This is a genomic window from Pseudomonas sp. NPDC087614 (assembly GCF_044743485.1).
GTDB classification, from domain to species: Bacteria; Pseudomonadota; Gammaproteobacteria; order Pseudomonadales; family Pseudomonadaceae; genus Aquipseudomonas; species Aquipseudomonas baetica_A.
In genome coordinates, this window is record NZ_JBIUWN010000059.1 from 1 (window position 1) to 14,486 (window position 14,486).

The 14,486-nt window shown below is 60.7% G+C and carries 12 protein-coding genes; 1 reads left to right on the top strand and 11 read right to left on the bottom strand.

The genetic code is table 11. From position 1 onward, the window contains the following. Positions 1–189 precede the first annotated feature (189 nt). The 10 genes from trpE to ACIOWA_RS20160 all read right to left on the bottom strand — a co-directional run bounded on the left by trpE (position 190) and on the right by ACIOWA_RS20160 (position 12,520). Positions 190–1,671: an anthranilate synthase component I gene (gene trpE, locus ACIOWA_RS20115; RefSeq protein WP_401161556.1), complete on the bottom strand. Its 1,482-nt coding sequence runs from the start codon at positions 1,669–1,671 to the stop codon at positions 190–192. A 70-nt stretch (positions 1,672–1,741) separates the two neighbouring features. After that, the gene (locus ACIOWA_RS20120; protein WP_339433318.1) at positions 1,742–2,560 is read right to left on the bottom strand and encodes a phosphoglycolate phosphatase; all 819 of its coding nucleotides are present in this window, start codon (positions 2,558–2,560) and stop codon (positions 1,742–1,744) included. After that, positions 2,557–3,231, bottom strand: a complete 675-nt coding sequence (rpe, locus tag ACIOWA_RS20125; protein WP_007918813.1) for a ribulose-phosphate 3-epimerase — start codon at positions 3,229–3,231, stop codon at positions 2,557–2,559. Before rpe ends, ACIOWA_RS20120 begins: the two co-directional genes overlap by 4 nt. Positions 3,232–3,311: 80 nt before the next feature. Next, positions 3,312–4,460, bottom strand: coding sequence for an iron-containing alcohol dehydrogenase (locus ACIOWA_RS20130; protein WP_401161559.1), 1,149 nt, complete (start codon positions 4,458–4,460; stop codon positions 3,312–3,314). A gap of 161 nt (positions 4,461–4,621) precedes the next feature. Further along, positions 4,622–5,446 (bottom strand): ABC transporter permease, encoded by an 825-nt coding sequence (locus ACIOWA_RS20135; protein WP_339433315.1) that lies wholly within the window; start codon positions 5,444–5,446, stop codon positions 4,622–4,624. A 12-nt stretch (positions 5,447–5,458) separates the two neighbouring features. After that, positions 5,459–6,706, bottom strand: a complete 1,248-nt coding sequence (locus tag ACIOWA_RS20140) for an ABC transporter permease (RefSeq protein WP_339433314.1) — start codon at positions 6,704–6,706, stop codon at positions 5,459–5,461. Positions 6,707–6,903: 197 nt separating this feature from the next. Then, complete coding sequence (locus ACIOWA_RS20145) at positions 6,904–7,947, bottom strand: ABC transporter substrate-binding protein (protein ID WP_221731090.1); 1,044 nt, start codon at positions 7,945–7,947, stop codon at positions 6,904–6,906. Between the two features lie 48 nt (positions 7,948–7,995). Then, the gene (locus tag ACIOWA_RS20150; RefSeq protein WP_401161562.1) at positions 7,996–9,120 is read right to left on the bottom strand and encodes an ABC transporter ATP-binding protein; all 1,125 of its coding nucleotides are present in this window, start codon (positions 9,118–9,120) and stop codon (positions 7,996–7,998) included. Between the two features lie 355 nt (positions 9,121–9,475). After that, positions 9,476–10,105 carry a response regulator transcription factor gene (locus tag ACIOWA_RS20155; RefSeq protein WP_008085218.1) on the bottom strand — a complete coding sequence of 210 codons (630 nt, stop codon included), beginning with the start codon at positions 10,103–10,105 and terminating at the stop codon, positions 9,476–9,478. An 18-nt stretch (positions 10,106–10,123) separates the two neighbouring features. Continuing rightward, positions 10,124–12,520 (bottom strand): PAS domain S-box protein, encoded by a 2,397-nt coding sequence (locus ACIOWA_RS20160; protein WP_401161564.1) that lies wholly within the window; start codon positions 12,518–12,520, stop codon positions 10,124–10,126. Between the two features lie 73 nt (positions 12,521–12,593). On the opposite strand from ACIOWA_RS20160, the gene ACIOWA_RS20165 reads away from it, so the two are divergent. Then, on the top strand, positions 12,594–13,583 hold the full coding sequence (locus ACIOWA_RS20165) for an alpha/beta hydrolase family protein (RefSeq protein ID WP_401161566.1): 990 nt from the start codon (positions 12,594–12,596) through the stop codon (positions 13,581–13,583). 134 nt (positions 13,584–13,717) lie between these two features. On the opposite strand, the gene ACIOWA_RS20170 is transcribed toward ACIOWA_RS20165, so the two are convergent. Continuing rightward, the gene (locus ACIOWA_RS20170) at positions 13,718–14,485 is read right to left on the bottom strand and encodes a TerB family tellurite resistance protein (RefSeq protein WP_339433309.1); all 768 of its coding nucleotides are present in this window, start codon (positions 14,483–14,485) and stop codon (positions 13,718–13,720) included. Position 14,486 lies beyond the last annotated feature (1 nt).

Here is a 14,486-nt window from a genome sequence, read left to right on the forward strand (position 1 = left end):
AGGAGGAGGGTGAAATCTCCCACGGTCTGTACTGCGCTAACAGTCAGAATCGAGCCTTGTCCCTCCTCCTCCCTTCAAGTCCTACCATACAAGCGAGCCTGCTCGCGAAGAGGGTGTGTCAGCCACCATTAATGTTGGCTGACCAGCGCTTTCGCGAGCAGGCTCGCTCCCACAGGGTTTTGTGTTGGCTCAGCTTTCCGGGGTTTGCTCGGCCAGTGCCACGGCACGGAACATCGCACGGCGCTTGTTCAGGGTTTCTTCCCATTCCAGCGCTGGCACCGAGTCAGCAACAATCCCGCCACCGGCCTGTACGTGCAGTTCGCCGTTCTTGATCACCGCGGTACGGATCGCAATCGCGGTGTCCATGTTGCCGTTCCAGGCGAAGTAACCCACCGCACCGCCATACACACCACGCTTGACCGGTTCGAGTTCGTCGATGATTTCCATCGCACGAATCTTCGGTGCCCCGGACAAGGTGCCCGCCGGCAGAATCGCCCGCAGCGCGTCCATCGCCGTCAGCCCGGTTTTCAACTGGCCGGTGACGTTGGAAACAATGTGCATCACGTTGGAATAACGCTCGATGACCATCTTCTCGGTGAGTTTCACCGAACCGATTTCCGAGACACGTCCGGTGTCGTTACGCCCCAGATCGATCAGCATCAAGTGCTCGGCGATCTCTTTATCGTCGGACAGCAGGTCTTCTTCCAGCGCCAGATCGGCTTCTTCTGTCGCGCCACGCGGGCGAGTACCGGCAATCGGACGCACCGTGATCAGGTTATCCTCGACCCGCACCAGCACTTCCGGCGAACTGCCGACGACGTGGAAGTCGCCGAAGTTGAAGAAGTACATGTACGGCGTCGGGTTGAAGCAGCGCAAGGCGCGATACAGATCGATCGGTGCGGCCTTGAAGTCGATCGACATGCGCTGCGACGGCACGACCTGCATGCAGTCACCGGCCAGGATGTATTGCTTGATGGTGTCGACGGCTTTTTCGTAATCGTCTTGAGTAAAACTGGAGCGGAACACCGGGTCAGCGGACTGCTGCTTGCTGAAGTCCAGACCACGACGCGGGGTGATCGGCTGGCGCAGCTTCTCCAGCAGTCCCTGCAATTGCGCCTGACCTTGCTCGTAGGCATCCGCCTGCGCAGGGTCGGCCAATACGATGGCGTGCATCTTGCCGGCGAGGTTGTCGAACACCACGACCGCATCGGACACCATCAACAGAATGTCCGGTACGCCCAGCGGATCAGGGTTGGGGCACTTGCCCAGGCGTTTCTCGACATAACGCACGCAGTCGTAACCGAAATAACCGACCAGACCGCCGTTGAATCGCGGCAGGCCAGCAATGGTCGGCACGTTGTAGCGGGCCTTGAAGGTTTCGACGAAGGCCAGCGGATCTTCAACGTCGTGGCTTTCAGTCTCGACGCCATCAACGGTGATGCTGACGTGATGATCGTAAACCCGCAGCACGGTGCGGCACGGCAGACCGATGATCGAGTAACGGCCCCATTTCTCGCCGCCCTGCACGGATTCGAGCAGGTAGGAGTTGGGTTGGTCAGCCAGTTTCAGGTAGATCGACAGCGGCGTGTCGAAGTCGGCCAGGGTTTCGCAGGCCAACGGAATGCGGTTGTAGCCATCAGCGGCCAAGCGCAGGAATTCTTCGCGAATCATAAGATGCCTCGTGGTGTGAGGTGCTGTCAGTCAGGTGTGCAAACGCGCCGGCAGGCCGGCCAGAAACAAGTCAGGCGCGCCAACGCCAGCGGGCCAGGGCCTTGATGACTTTCATCCAGAGTTTGCGGGTGACCACCACGATGGCGTTTCCAGAAGGGGATTGAGAAGCGTCGGGCAACGTTATCTCAGCGGCCGGATCCAGGCAACCGGGAATTAGCTTGCGCAGGTCGTCGATCACCAGTGCCGGGTATTCCTCGGCAATCGGTCGGCCATGATTGTAGCCGTAACTCAGTGCCACACATTTGACCCCCGCCGCTTTCGCGGCCAGCACGTCACTGCGCGAGTCGCCGACAAACAGCGATTGCGAGGCCGGGATGTTGGCCATTTTCATCACGAAGAACAGCGCGGCCGGGTCGGGTTTCTTCTGCGGCAAGGTATCGCCGCCGATGATCCATTTGAAATAGCGGCCGATTTTCATCTGGTCCAACAGCGGCGCGACGAAACGCTCCGGCTTGTTGGTGATCAGCGCCATGGCCACGCCTTGCTTTTGCAGCCATTTGAGCGTGTCGCGCACGCCGGGATAGACCACGGTCAGCTCGTGGCTGGCGCCGTAGGCCTGCATGAAAATTTCCAGCGCTTGCTCGGCTTCGACGTCATCCACAGAGGCATGATCGATACCGCCGGCCAGCGCACGACGCACCAATACCGGCGCGCCATTGCCAACCCACTCGCGCACCGACTCGATGCCCGCCGGCTGGCGGCCGAGGGTGAGCAGCATGTTGTCCACCGCCGCTGCCAGGTCGGGAACCGAGTCGATCAGCGTGCCATCCAGATCGAACATCACCAACCGTGGCAGTTTGCCCGGGAACAGCTGCTCAAAACCGCTCATGGGCGCGCCAGCGCCAGTTCGGAACGCATCTTGTCGATGACTTCCTGATAGTTCGGTGCATTGAAGATCGCCGAGCCGGCCACAAAGGTGTCGGCGCCAGCGGCAGCGATTTCACGGATGTTGTTGACGTTGACGCCGCCGTCGATTTCCAGACGGATGTCACGCCCCGACGCATCGATGATCGCCCGTGCTTCGCGCAGTTTGTCGAGGGTGCCGGGAATGAACTTCTGCCCGCCAAAGCCTGGGTTGACGCTCATCAGCAGAACCATGTCGACCTTGTCGATCACGTACTTGAGCACGTCCAGCGGAGTCGCCGGGTTGAACACCAGACCGGACTTGCAGCCCCCCTCGCGGATCAGTTGCAGCGAGCGATCGACGTGCAACGTGGCTTCCGGGTGAAAGGTGATGTAGGTGGCGCCGGCTTCGATGAAGTCGCCAACGATGCGATCCACCGGGCTGACCATCAGGTGCGCGTCAATCGGCGCAGTGACGCCGTACTTGCGCAATGCCGCGCAAACCATCGGGCCGATGGTCAGGTTGGGCACATAGTGGTTGTCCATGACATCGAAGTGAACGAAGTCGGCACCCGCGGCGAGGACGTTGTCCACTTCTTCGCCGAGGCGGGCGAAGTCGGCGGAAAGAATCGACGGAGCAATTACGAAGGGCTGCATGACGCACCTTTACTGAGCTAAATCACGATGGCGCGCATTGTATACCTCAAGTTTGCGCGCGCGCACCGTGACGGCGATGATCAGTAGGCGGCGCGGTAGATCTTCTCGATATCAATAGCGCTGAGTTTACGGGGGTTGTTGCGCATCAGACGTTCAATGCCTGCGGCCTCCACGGCCATGGCCGGGATCGCGTCTTGCGGCACACCGAAACTGCGCAACCCGGCGGGAATCTCCACCGCTGCACACAAGTCGGTCATGGCCTGCACGGCTTTATCCGCTGCCTCAATGGCACTCAGATGAGCGGTCTTCACCCCCATGGCTTCGGCAATATCCTGCATCCGCTCGACGCAGGCCATCTTGTTCCAGGTCATGACATAGGGCAGCAGTAGCGCATTGCTGACACCATGGGCAATGTTGAAACACCCGCCCAGCGGATAGGCCAGCGCATGCACCGCACCGACCCCGGCGTTACCGAAGGCCATCCCGGCCATCAGGCTGGCGGTGGCCATGTCTTCCCGCGCTTGCAGGTTGGCGCCGTTGGCGTAGGCCTTGGGCAGGGCCTTGGCGATCAGTTTGATCGCGCCGATGGCCAGGGAATCGGTGATCGGCGAGGCGTTGACCGACAGATAGGATTCGATGGCATGCACCAACGCATCGACGCCACTGGCGGCGGTGACACTGCGTGGGCACGTCAGGGTCATCTGCGGACTGACCAGCGCGACGTCCGGTAATAGATAGTCGCTGACGATGCCTTTCTTCAGTTGCGCAACCTTGTCCGAAAGAATGGCGACGTTGGTCACTTCCGAGCCGGTGCCGGCGGTGGTCGGGATGGCGATCAGTGGCGGGCCTTTGCGTGGCACCTGTTCGACGCCGAACAGATCCTCCAGCGCGCCGTGATAACCGGCATACGCGGCAACGCTTTTGGCGATGTCGATGGCACTGCCGCCACCCAGACCAATCAAGCCGTCATGCCCGCCCTCGCGGTACGCGCGCATGCAGTCTTCGACAATGGCGATTTCCGGGTCCGGCAGTACGCGGTCGAAAATCTCGTACTCGCGCCCGCCCAGTTGCACCAGCGCCAGCTCAACGGTGCCGGATTTGACCAGCGCGGCGTCGGTGACGATCAGCGGGTTGTCGATGTCGAGGCGGGTGAGTTCCGCCGCCAGTTGCTCGATGGCGCCGGCGCCGGTGATCAGTTTGTGAGCGATTTTGAACTGGGAAAGACTCATGGTGCGCAGCCTCTTATAGATAGGGGAGCTGGGCACAAGATTAGCTGGGGATTCGGGGTTGTCTGCTATTCAGGTCATGAATAACCCAAGACTTCGCACACAACACAAATCCCTTGTGGGAGGGGGCTTGCTCCCTCCCACCGTTTTCACCGAGTACGGCTTTAGACCTGGGCGGTGCGCAGTTTTTCACTACGGCCACGCAACCATTCCAGGGTCAGCAGCAGGATCACCGAGAAGGCGATCAGCAAGGTCGCGGCAGCCGCAATCGTCGGACTGAGGTTTTCGCGAATCCCGCTGAACATCTGCCGAGGCAACGTAACCTGCTCAGGCCCGGCCAGAAACAACGTCACCACCACCTCATCAAACGACGTCGCAAAGGCAAACAACGCCCCGGAAATGACCCCTGGCGCAATCAGCGGCAAAGTCACGCGACGGAACGCGGTCAGCGGCGAAGCACCAAGACTGGCCGCCGCCCGCACCAGATTATGGTTAAACCCCTGCAACGTCGCCGACACCGTAATGATCACAAACGGCACACCGAGTACCGCATGCACGACGATCAGCGAGAAGAAGCTGTTGCCCAGGCCCAGTGGCGCAAAGAACAGATAACTGGCCACACCAATGATCACCACCGGCACGACCATCGGCGAAATCACCAGCGCCATCACCAGCGGTTTGCCGGGAAAGTCGCCACGGGTCAGGCCGATCGCTGCCAGCGTACCGAAGACCATGGCCAGCGCGGTTGCGGCCGGGGCCACGATGATGCTGTTACGAAGCGCCCGCATCCACTCCGCCGAGGCGAAGAAGTCCTGATACCAGTGCAGCGAAAAGCCTTGTAGCGGGTACACCAGGAAACTGCCCGAGTTGAACGACAGCGGCACGATCACCAGCACCGGCAGGATCAGGAACAGCAAAATCAAGCCGCACAGGATCCGCAAACTGTAGAACCACACCCGTTCGATGGGCGACATGTAAGGACTCAGCATCTCAAATTCCCCTTAGCTCAGGCGCAGGCGACTGGCGCCCACCAGCCAGCTGTAAATCAGATAAAGCACCACGGTTGCCAGCAGCAGCAAGCCGCCCAGCGCGGTGGCCATGCCCCAGTTGATGCTGGTGTTGGTGTAGAACGCGACGAAGTAGCTGACCATCTGATCGTTCGGGCTGCCGAGCAGCGCCGGGGTGATGTAGTAGCCGATGGCGAGGATGAACACCAACAGGCAACCGGCGCCGACACCCGCGTAGGTCTGCGGGAAGTACACCCGCCAGAAACTGGCGAACGGATGGCAGCCCAGCGAAATCGCGGCACGCATGTAGGTTGGCGAGATGCCTTTCATCACGCTGTAGATCGGCAGAATCATGAACGGCAGCAGGATGTGTACCATCGAGATGTAAACGCCGGTGCGGTTGAACACCAACTCCAGCGGTTTATCGATGATGCCCATCGCCATCAGGGCGCCGTTGATCAGACCGCCCGATTGCAGCAACACGATCCAGGCGGCCACGCGCACCAGAATCGAGGTCCAGAACGGCAACAGCACCAGAATCATCAGCAGGTTGCTCTGGCGTGATGGCAAGTTCGCCAGCAGATAAGCCAGTGGATAAGCGAGCAGCAGGCAGATTACGGTGATGACCAGGCCCATCCAGAACGTACGGGCGAAGATATCGAGGTAGATCGCCTGATCGGGGGTGGCCGGGGCGATCTCGCCGAGGTCGTCGATGCGATGGTCGACTGCCGCCAGCAGGTAATACGGGGTGATGCTGCTGGTGTTGCGCTTGACCGCTTGCCAGTAGGCCGGATCGCCCCAGCGCTCATCGAGTGCTTCCAGGGCGGCTTTATAAGAGGCCGGCTCGCTGGCAAATGGCAGCGCCCGGGCCGTTTTGGTCAGCAGGCTGCGATAGCCGGCCAACTCCATGTTCAAGCGCTTGGACAAATCGCCCAGCGTCGAGTTTTTCCGGGCTTCGGCGAGGTCATCGCTGGCAGCCTTGTAGACCGGTTCGGCGGGTAGACCGCGACCGTCCCAACTGACGATGGCCGCCACGGTGCGCGGCATGCCGCCGACCACTTCCGGGTTGCCGACGCTTTTGTAGAGCAGCGCCACGATCGGCACGAGAAACACCAGCAACAGAAACAGCACCAGCGGCGCAATCAACGCCTGGGCCTTCCAGCGGTTGACCCGCTCGGCGTGCTTGAGCTTCTGCTTCAAGGTGGGGCTGGCGCCCTCGTTCAGGGGAACGGCGATGGCCATGACGTACTCCGCAAATCTTTGATCGTTACAGAGGTGGCGAACCACCTCGATCGATTGATGCACACAGATCCAAATGTGGGGGCGACGGTGCGACGATTCGACTTGCTCGCGAAGGCGGCGTGTCAGTCGACATCAATGTTGAATGTACTGGCGCTTTCGCGAGCAAGCCCGCTCCCACAGGAGGGCGAGCCCTCGGGTTACTTCGCCGCCCAGGCGTTGAAACGCTGTTCCAGTTGCTCGCCGTTGTCAGCCCAGAAGCTGACGTCGATCTGCACCTGGTTGGCGATGTTTTCCGGGGTGGTCGGCATGTCTTTCAGAACATCCTTGGACAGCAGCGGTACGGCTTGGGTGTTGGCCGGGCCGTAGGCGATGTTTTCCGAGTACGTCTTCTGCTGCTGCGGCTGCACCGAGTAGGCGATGAACTTCTTCGCCGCTTCGGCACGCTTGGCGTCCAGACCTTTCGGGATGGCCCAGGCGTCGAAGTCGTAGATGCCGCCGTTCCAGACCACTTGGAGGTTGGACTCTTTCTGCACGGCAGCGATGCGACCGTTGTAGGCCGAGCTCATGACCACGTCGCCGGAAGCAAGGTATTGCGGCGGTTGAGCGCCGGCTTCCCACCACTGAATGCTAGGTTTGAGCTCATCGAGTTTCTTGAACGCGCGGTCCTGACCGTCCTTGCCGGCCAGCACTTTGTAGACGTCCTTCGGCGCAACGCCATCGGCCATCAAGGCGAATTCGAGGGTGTACTTGGCGCCTTTACGCAGGCCACGCTTGCCCGGGAATTTCTTGGTGTCCCAGAAATCAGCCCAACTGGTTGGTGCGGTTTTCAGCTTGTCGGCGTTGTACGCCAGTACGGTCGACCAAACGAAGAAGCCAACGCCGCAGGGCTGGATCGCGCCTTTGACGTAGTCTTCGCTCTTGCCGAACAACGCTGGGTCCAGTGGCTCGAACATGTCTTCGTCGCAACCACGGGACAGTTCTGGCGATTCAACCTCGACCAGGTCCCACGACACGCTCTTGGTGTCGACCATGGCTTTGACCTTGGCCATTTCGCCGTTGTACTCGCCGGCAATGATCTTGCCGTTGCCCGCCGCTTCCCACGGTGCATAGAAGGCTTTGACTTGCGCCGCCTTGTTCGCCCCGCCAAACGACACCACGGTCAAATCCGGGCCAGCGGCCATTGCGCTTGCCGCACCCATCAGGCCCAGGGTCAGGGCGGTGAACTTCAGGGATCTCAACATTTATTGTTCTCTCCACGTGCAGGGTTGGTGTTGGTAGTGCCGGGGCGATCAGTTCGCCTCTAAAAGAGGATCAAGCGCGCGTACGTGCTCGACCTGCCAGCCAAGCGGAACCACGTCACCGACAGCGAGCCCGGGATCGAGCTCGGCAATCGGTTGTTTCACGAAGAAGTCGGTCTTGCCGCAGACTTCCAGGCGCACCCGGACGTGGTCGCCCAGATAGATGAATTCCGCCACCCTCCCTGAGAAGCGGTTGACGCATTGGTCGCTCGAACCGTTGAGGCTGACGCGCTCGGGGCGGATCGACAAAGTCACCGGTTCGCCGGTCTGGCCGACGTTGACCGCCAGCGCCTCGACCTTCTCGCCACGACCGAGTTCGACCACGCAGCGCTCGCCGTTCTGGCTGAGCAAGCGGCCGTTGAGGCGGTTGTTCTCGCCAATGAAGTTGGCGACAAAGGTGTTCTTCGGCTCTTCGTAGAGGGCGCGTGGCGGCGCGATCTGCTGAATTTCGCCCTGATGGAATACCGCAACGCGGTCGGACATGGTCAGGGCTTCGCCCTGGTCGTGGGTCACGTAGACCACGGTCACGCCGAGCCGCTGGTGCAGGTGCTTGATTTCCATCTGCATGTGTTCACGCAGTTGTTTGTCGAGGGCGCCGAGCGGTTCGTCCATCAGTACCAGTTGCGGTTCGAACACCAACGCACGAGCCAGTGCCACACGCTGTTGCTGGCCACCGGACAACTGTGCCGGATAGCGTGAGGCGAACGCGTCGAGCTGAACCATGCTCAAGACTTTCTTGACCTTGTCGCCGACGTCGCTCTTGTTCAGGCCGCGCACGGTCAGCGGGAACGCAAGGTTCTCGGCCACGGTCATGTGCGGGAACAGTGCGTAGTTCTGGAACACCATGCCGATGTCGCGCTTGTGCGGCGGTACGTTGTTGATCGCACGCCCGTCCAGAAGGATTTCCCCGGCCGTCGGTGTTTCAAAACCGGCGAGCATCATCAGGCTGGTGGTCTTGCCGGAGCCGGACGGCCCGAGCAGGGTCAGGAACTCGCCTTTGCGAATGTCCACGTTGAGGTCTTTGACGATCAGGTTCTCGCCGTCGTAGCTCTTCTGCACTCCACGAAAGCTGACCAACACATCACTGGCCCCTGCGTTTGAATCGACCTGGCTCATACCCGCACCTTTGTTGTTGATGACTGCTTGTGGGTTAAGCCTAGTGGCTGCTGACAGGCACGCAAATCGGGGCGCAGGAGAGAATCGCCTCAGCCGGATGGAAGGTTGGGGGTAGGGATTGCCCTACAAGGATGGCGCTAACGGATAAGGCCGCCGCGAGCGACAAGCTGCGAGCCAACAGAGCAGGCACTAGCCGCTGTCGCTAACGGATATGCCCACAATCCGGAACACGGTAGAGATTCCATGTGGGGGGGGGGCTTGCTCCCGAATGCAGTGGGTCATCCAACTTAGTTGGCGACTGATACACCGCATTCGGGAGCAAGCCCCCTTCCACCGTTTTTGATTGCGGTGATCTTCAGAGGAGTTTGTGTTCCATCGCGTATTTGACCAGTTCGGCCAGCGAAGTAATGTTGAGTTTCTGCATCAACCGCGCCTTGTGCGTGCTGATGGTCTTGCTGCTCAGGGCCAGTTGCTGGGCGATGTCGTTGACGTTGGCGCCTTGCGCCAAGCGCTCGAACACCGAGAATTCGCGCTCCGACAACAAAGAGTGCAACGGTCGCGCATCAGTCAGGCCAACCTCGAAGACCATCCGATCAGCCAGATCCGGATCGATGTAGCGCCCGCCCGCCGCGACTTTGCGAATGGCGGTCAGCAACAGCGCCGGATCGCTGTCCTTGGTCGCGTAGCCGGCCGCTCCGACCTTCAATGCCCGTGCCGCCATTTGTGCTTCGTCGTGCATCGACAACACCAGAATGGCCGGCGGATTGTTCAGCGCACGGATTCGCGGGATCGCCTCAAGGCCGTTGACCCCAGGCATGGAGATGTCCAGCAACACCACTTCGCACGGCACATGACGCAGGGTTTCAAGCAGTTGCTCACCATTGCTCGCCTCCCCCACCACTTGCAGGTCCTTGGCCAGGCCAATCAATTGCTTGATGCCTTCTCGGACAATGGTGTGGTCTTCGGCTACCAGTACACGGATCACGTTCTTCTCCAGATTCAGTCAAACCTCATCCACCGGCACCCAAACATTCAGACTGGTGCCCTCCCCCGGCTCACTCTCAAGCGCCAAGCGCCCGCCCATGATCAGCACCCGCTCACGCATGCCGACCAGACCAAACGACGTCGCCCTGCCCGTAGGGGCGACAAAGCCTACGCCATCATCGCTGACCGTCAGACACAATTCGTCGCCTTCCAGCGCCAGCGTCAGCTCCACAGTATGCGCCTGAGCATGGCGCATCACGTTGGTCAACGCTTCCTGCAGGATACGGAACAAGCCAATCGCCTTGGCATCGCTCAGCGCCGGCAGATTATCCGGCACCTGCACCAGACACGGAATTTGCGTGCGCGCTTCGAATCGACGGGCCTGCCATTCAATCGCCGAAGCGATCCCGGCATCCAGAATCGGCGGCCGTAGCGCTGTCGCCACGTCGCGCACCAACTGGAACAACTGGGCGATCAGGCGTTTCATGCTGTTCAACCGCTCATTCAGCCCCGGGTCCAGTTGCGCGTAAGCCAGTTCGCACATCGATGTTTCGAGTTTGAGCACCGTCAGCATCTGCCCCAATTCATCGTGAACCTCACGAGCAATGCGCGCCTTCTCTTCTTCGCGGACACTTTCAAGGTGCGCCGACAGTTCACGCAGTTGCTCACGCGATGCCGCCAGTTCCAGTTCGATGCGCTTGCTCTCGGTGATGTCCCAGACGATGCCGTCCCAGACATAGGCGCCATCCTCCAACTGACGGGTGATCGCCTTGATCTCGGCCCAACGCTGCTCACCCTGGCGCGTGAGGATTCGCCCCTGCCACGACCAATCGCTGTCGGTATCCAGCGCGTGATCCTGCGTGCGGTGATAACCGGCCTTGTCGTCCGGGTGCACCAGACTGCGCAGGCCCATGTCGCGATGGGCAATCGCCGCCGGCGCGTAACCGACCAGACTTTCGCTGCCCTCGCTGATATAGGCAAAGTCGATCTGCCCGGTCACTGGCGCCCGCTCCAGACGGAACACCAGCCCCGGTACATTGGCGGCGATCCCCTGCAGCCTTGCCTCACTTTCCTGCAACGCCGCCAACGCGCGACGGCGTTCCGTGACATCGGTGAGGTAAACCACCAGATATTCACTCTCGCGAAAACGCAGAAAGCTCAGCGATACGTCAGCCGGCAGGATGCTGCCATCGGCGCGCACGCAACTGGTTTCGAAGCTCAGCGGGCCTTCTTCACTGGTCCGCGCGCGCTTCCACAGGCTGAGCCAGCGGTCCATGTGCAGACCCGGTTCGAAGTCGATCAGCGGTCGTTCGATGAGTGCGCCAGACGAATAGCCGAGCATGTTTTCCGCCGCGCGGTTGGCATAGCGAACATGACTGTCCCAGTTGACCCAAAGGATGCCGACGGTACTTTGATCGATGGAGAACTGCGTCAGGCGCAACGCCTCTTCGCTGGCTGCGCGCAGGGCGATGTCTTCCCGTGCGGCGAGTAGACGTTGCTCAAGGCTCTGTTGCTGGCGCCGCTGCCAGAACACAATCGCCGCGCAACTGAGCAGCATCACCGCGAACAACAGACTGAGGTTCTGCCAGAACCCCGGCGACTCCGTCAGTCGCGGGTATTTGGGTTGCAGCCATTGATTGTGCAGGCGCTCCAGATCCCTGGCCGGGATTGCGTTCAAGGCACTCTGGACAATGCCCGCCAGTTCCGGCCAATCGCGACGTGAGGCGACTCGCAGCAATTGCGGCAGGCCCACATCACCGACCACCACCAGTTCGGCAAACTCGGGCTCGGCCGACAACCGACCGAGTTGTGCCTCATCAATCACCGCGTAATAGGCCTGCTGACTCAGCAGCAACTGCAACGCCTGACGCTCCAGCGGCACGCCTTGCAGATTCAGATGGGGATAGTTGCTGCGCAGATAGTCGGCGGTGGCACTCGGCATGCGGATGGCGACGCGAGTCTGGCTGTCGATTTTTTCCAGATCCACTGCTCCGCTGGACTTTTGATCGCTGACCACCAGTTGCGGGACACGCATGTATGGATCGGAAAACTTCCACAGACGCAGGGCACTCGGCGTCTGGGTCAGGCCCGGGGCGATGTCGATCTCGCCGTCGCGCAAAGCGGTTTCCAATTGCGCCAGATCCTGAAAATTACGCCAGCTCAACTCGATATTCAGAGCCCGGGCCAGCCATTTCATCAACTCGACGTTGGCCCCGGACAGGCGCTGCAAGCGTCGGTCGTACTGCGCAAAGGGCGCCTGCAACACCAGACCGACACGCAGTTCATGGTGTTGCGCCAACCATTGCTGCTGGCCCTCTGACAATTGTGCAACGTGTGCCGGTGGCGCAGGCGCGGCCCAGCCCATCAAGGGAAACCACAAACAGCCGATAACCCACAGGCAGCAAAATCGCTTCATTGAAGCCCCATACACTGACAAATTCTGACCAACCCATTAGGCTGCCGGGATACTTTCTGGCCTGGAATAACCGATGCCCTCTGTCTACCGCCTGGCAATGCCAGCATTGTGCCTGTCGCTGATCCTGCCTTGTGCGTTTTCCGTCGAAGCGGCCGATCCGGCACCTGCCGCCACGTCGGCCCAACCCGCTGAAGAAAAACCCGTCGAACGTCAGCCACTGCTTGAGCGTAGTCAGGAAGAGGCGGCGGCACTGGAACGTATCGTCCCGACGCAAGAACAGCAACAATTGCAGGCTGGCAGCGAGACCTTCCTTGCCCTGTGGAAACCGGCCAATACCGCCGAACCCAAAGGCGCGGTGATTATCGTCCCCGGCGCGGGCGAAACGGCTGACTGGCCTCAGGCAATCGGCCCGTTACGGCAAAAATTGCCGGACGTCGAATGGAGCAGCCTGAGCATCACCCTGCCCGACCTGCAAAGCGATGTCATCGCACCGCGCGTGATCGAAGCGGCGGCACCAGCGAAAGCCCCCGAAAGTGGCAGCAAGGATGCCACCACTGCGCAACCGATCGAACAAGCGGCTGGCGGTGAAGCGGAGGTGGCCGATCAGGTGGTGGCCGAAACGACGGAAGAACAAGCCAAAGCGGATGCCGAACGCATCTTCGCGCGCATCGACGCAGCCATTGCCTACGCCGAACAGCAGAGCGCACGCCGTATCGTGGTGCTCGGTCATGGCACGGGGGCCTACTGGGCAGCGCGTTATTTAAGCGAGAAGCAAACGGCGCAGGTCGAGAAGTTTGTCATGGTCGATGCGCAGGTCCCGACCAAGGCCAAACCACCACTGGCCGAACTCACGCCCATGCTGAAGTTGCCGACCGCTGATATTTTCTACATGGACAAACCGCTGGATCGCCATGCGGCGCTGGAACGGATGCAGGCGAGCAAGCGTTTGAAGACTTCGGCGTTCAGCCAAGTCGCACTCAAGGCACTGCCGGACAACAAGGCAGAGCAGGAACAATTGTTCCGCCGGGTGCGTGGTTGGTTGAATCCGCAGAACCCGGACTGATCCAGCGCCGAGTTGCCCCATTCGCGAGCAAGCCCGCTCCCACACTTGATTGCATTTCAACTGAACAAACGCGATCGAATGTGGGAGCGGGCTTGCTCGCGAAGAGGCAAGTGCTAACAACACCCAGCTAGTGCCTAACGAAAATCCCGCCGTTCCCGAATCAACGTGTAGGCGTTGTGCAAATCGCGGGTTTTCTCGGTCGCTTCACGCACCTGTGCCGGTGTCGCACCGCTGCCGGCAATCTTGTCCGGATGATGTCGACTGAGCAAACGTCGATAAGCCCGTTTGATCTGCGCCGGCTCGCTGGACACCGAAACACCCAGCAGACGCATCGCTTCCTGATAGCTCACCGCCGCACTGACGATTGGCCGCTTGCCGGGCTCGTAATCACTGGCCAGTGCCTGCACCTGATGCGTCGTCCAGCCCAGCCATTTACCCCACTGCGCCAGCAACTCCCGCTCACTGACGCCAGCTCGACCGTCGGCCCAGACCATCCGCCAACACGCACGCAATACGCCTTCGGCCGCGTGCGGCTGCGCACTCAAACGCCGAAGATAGCCGCGCAGACGATCACTGCCGGACTTGCCGCGATTGAACGCCGCAATCGCCCGACGCATCGCCGGGTCGCTCATTTCCAGCGCTCGCATCTCGTTGCGCGCCTGCTGAATATGCCCGTCCGTGACCCGGCCATCACTCTTGGCCAGACGCCCGAGCAACACAAACAACAATTCGTCGTTGCGCAACACCGACCGACCACCGAGTTTTTCCCGCAGATGCCCCCAGCTCTGCAAGTGCAGGCGCCGATCCAGCGCCTGCCCCAACAACGCCCCAAGCATGGCCCCCGGAATGCTGGCGATAGCAAAACCCGCTCCGGCTCCAATCAGAGTCCCTGGCCACAACATA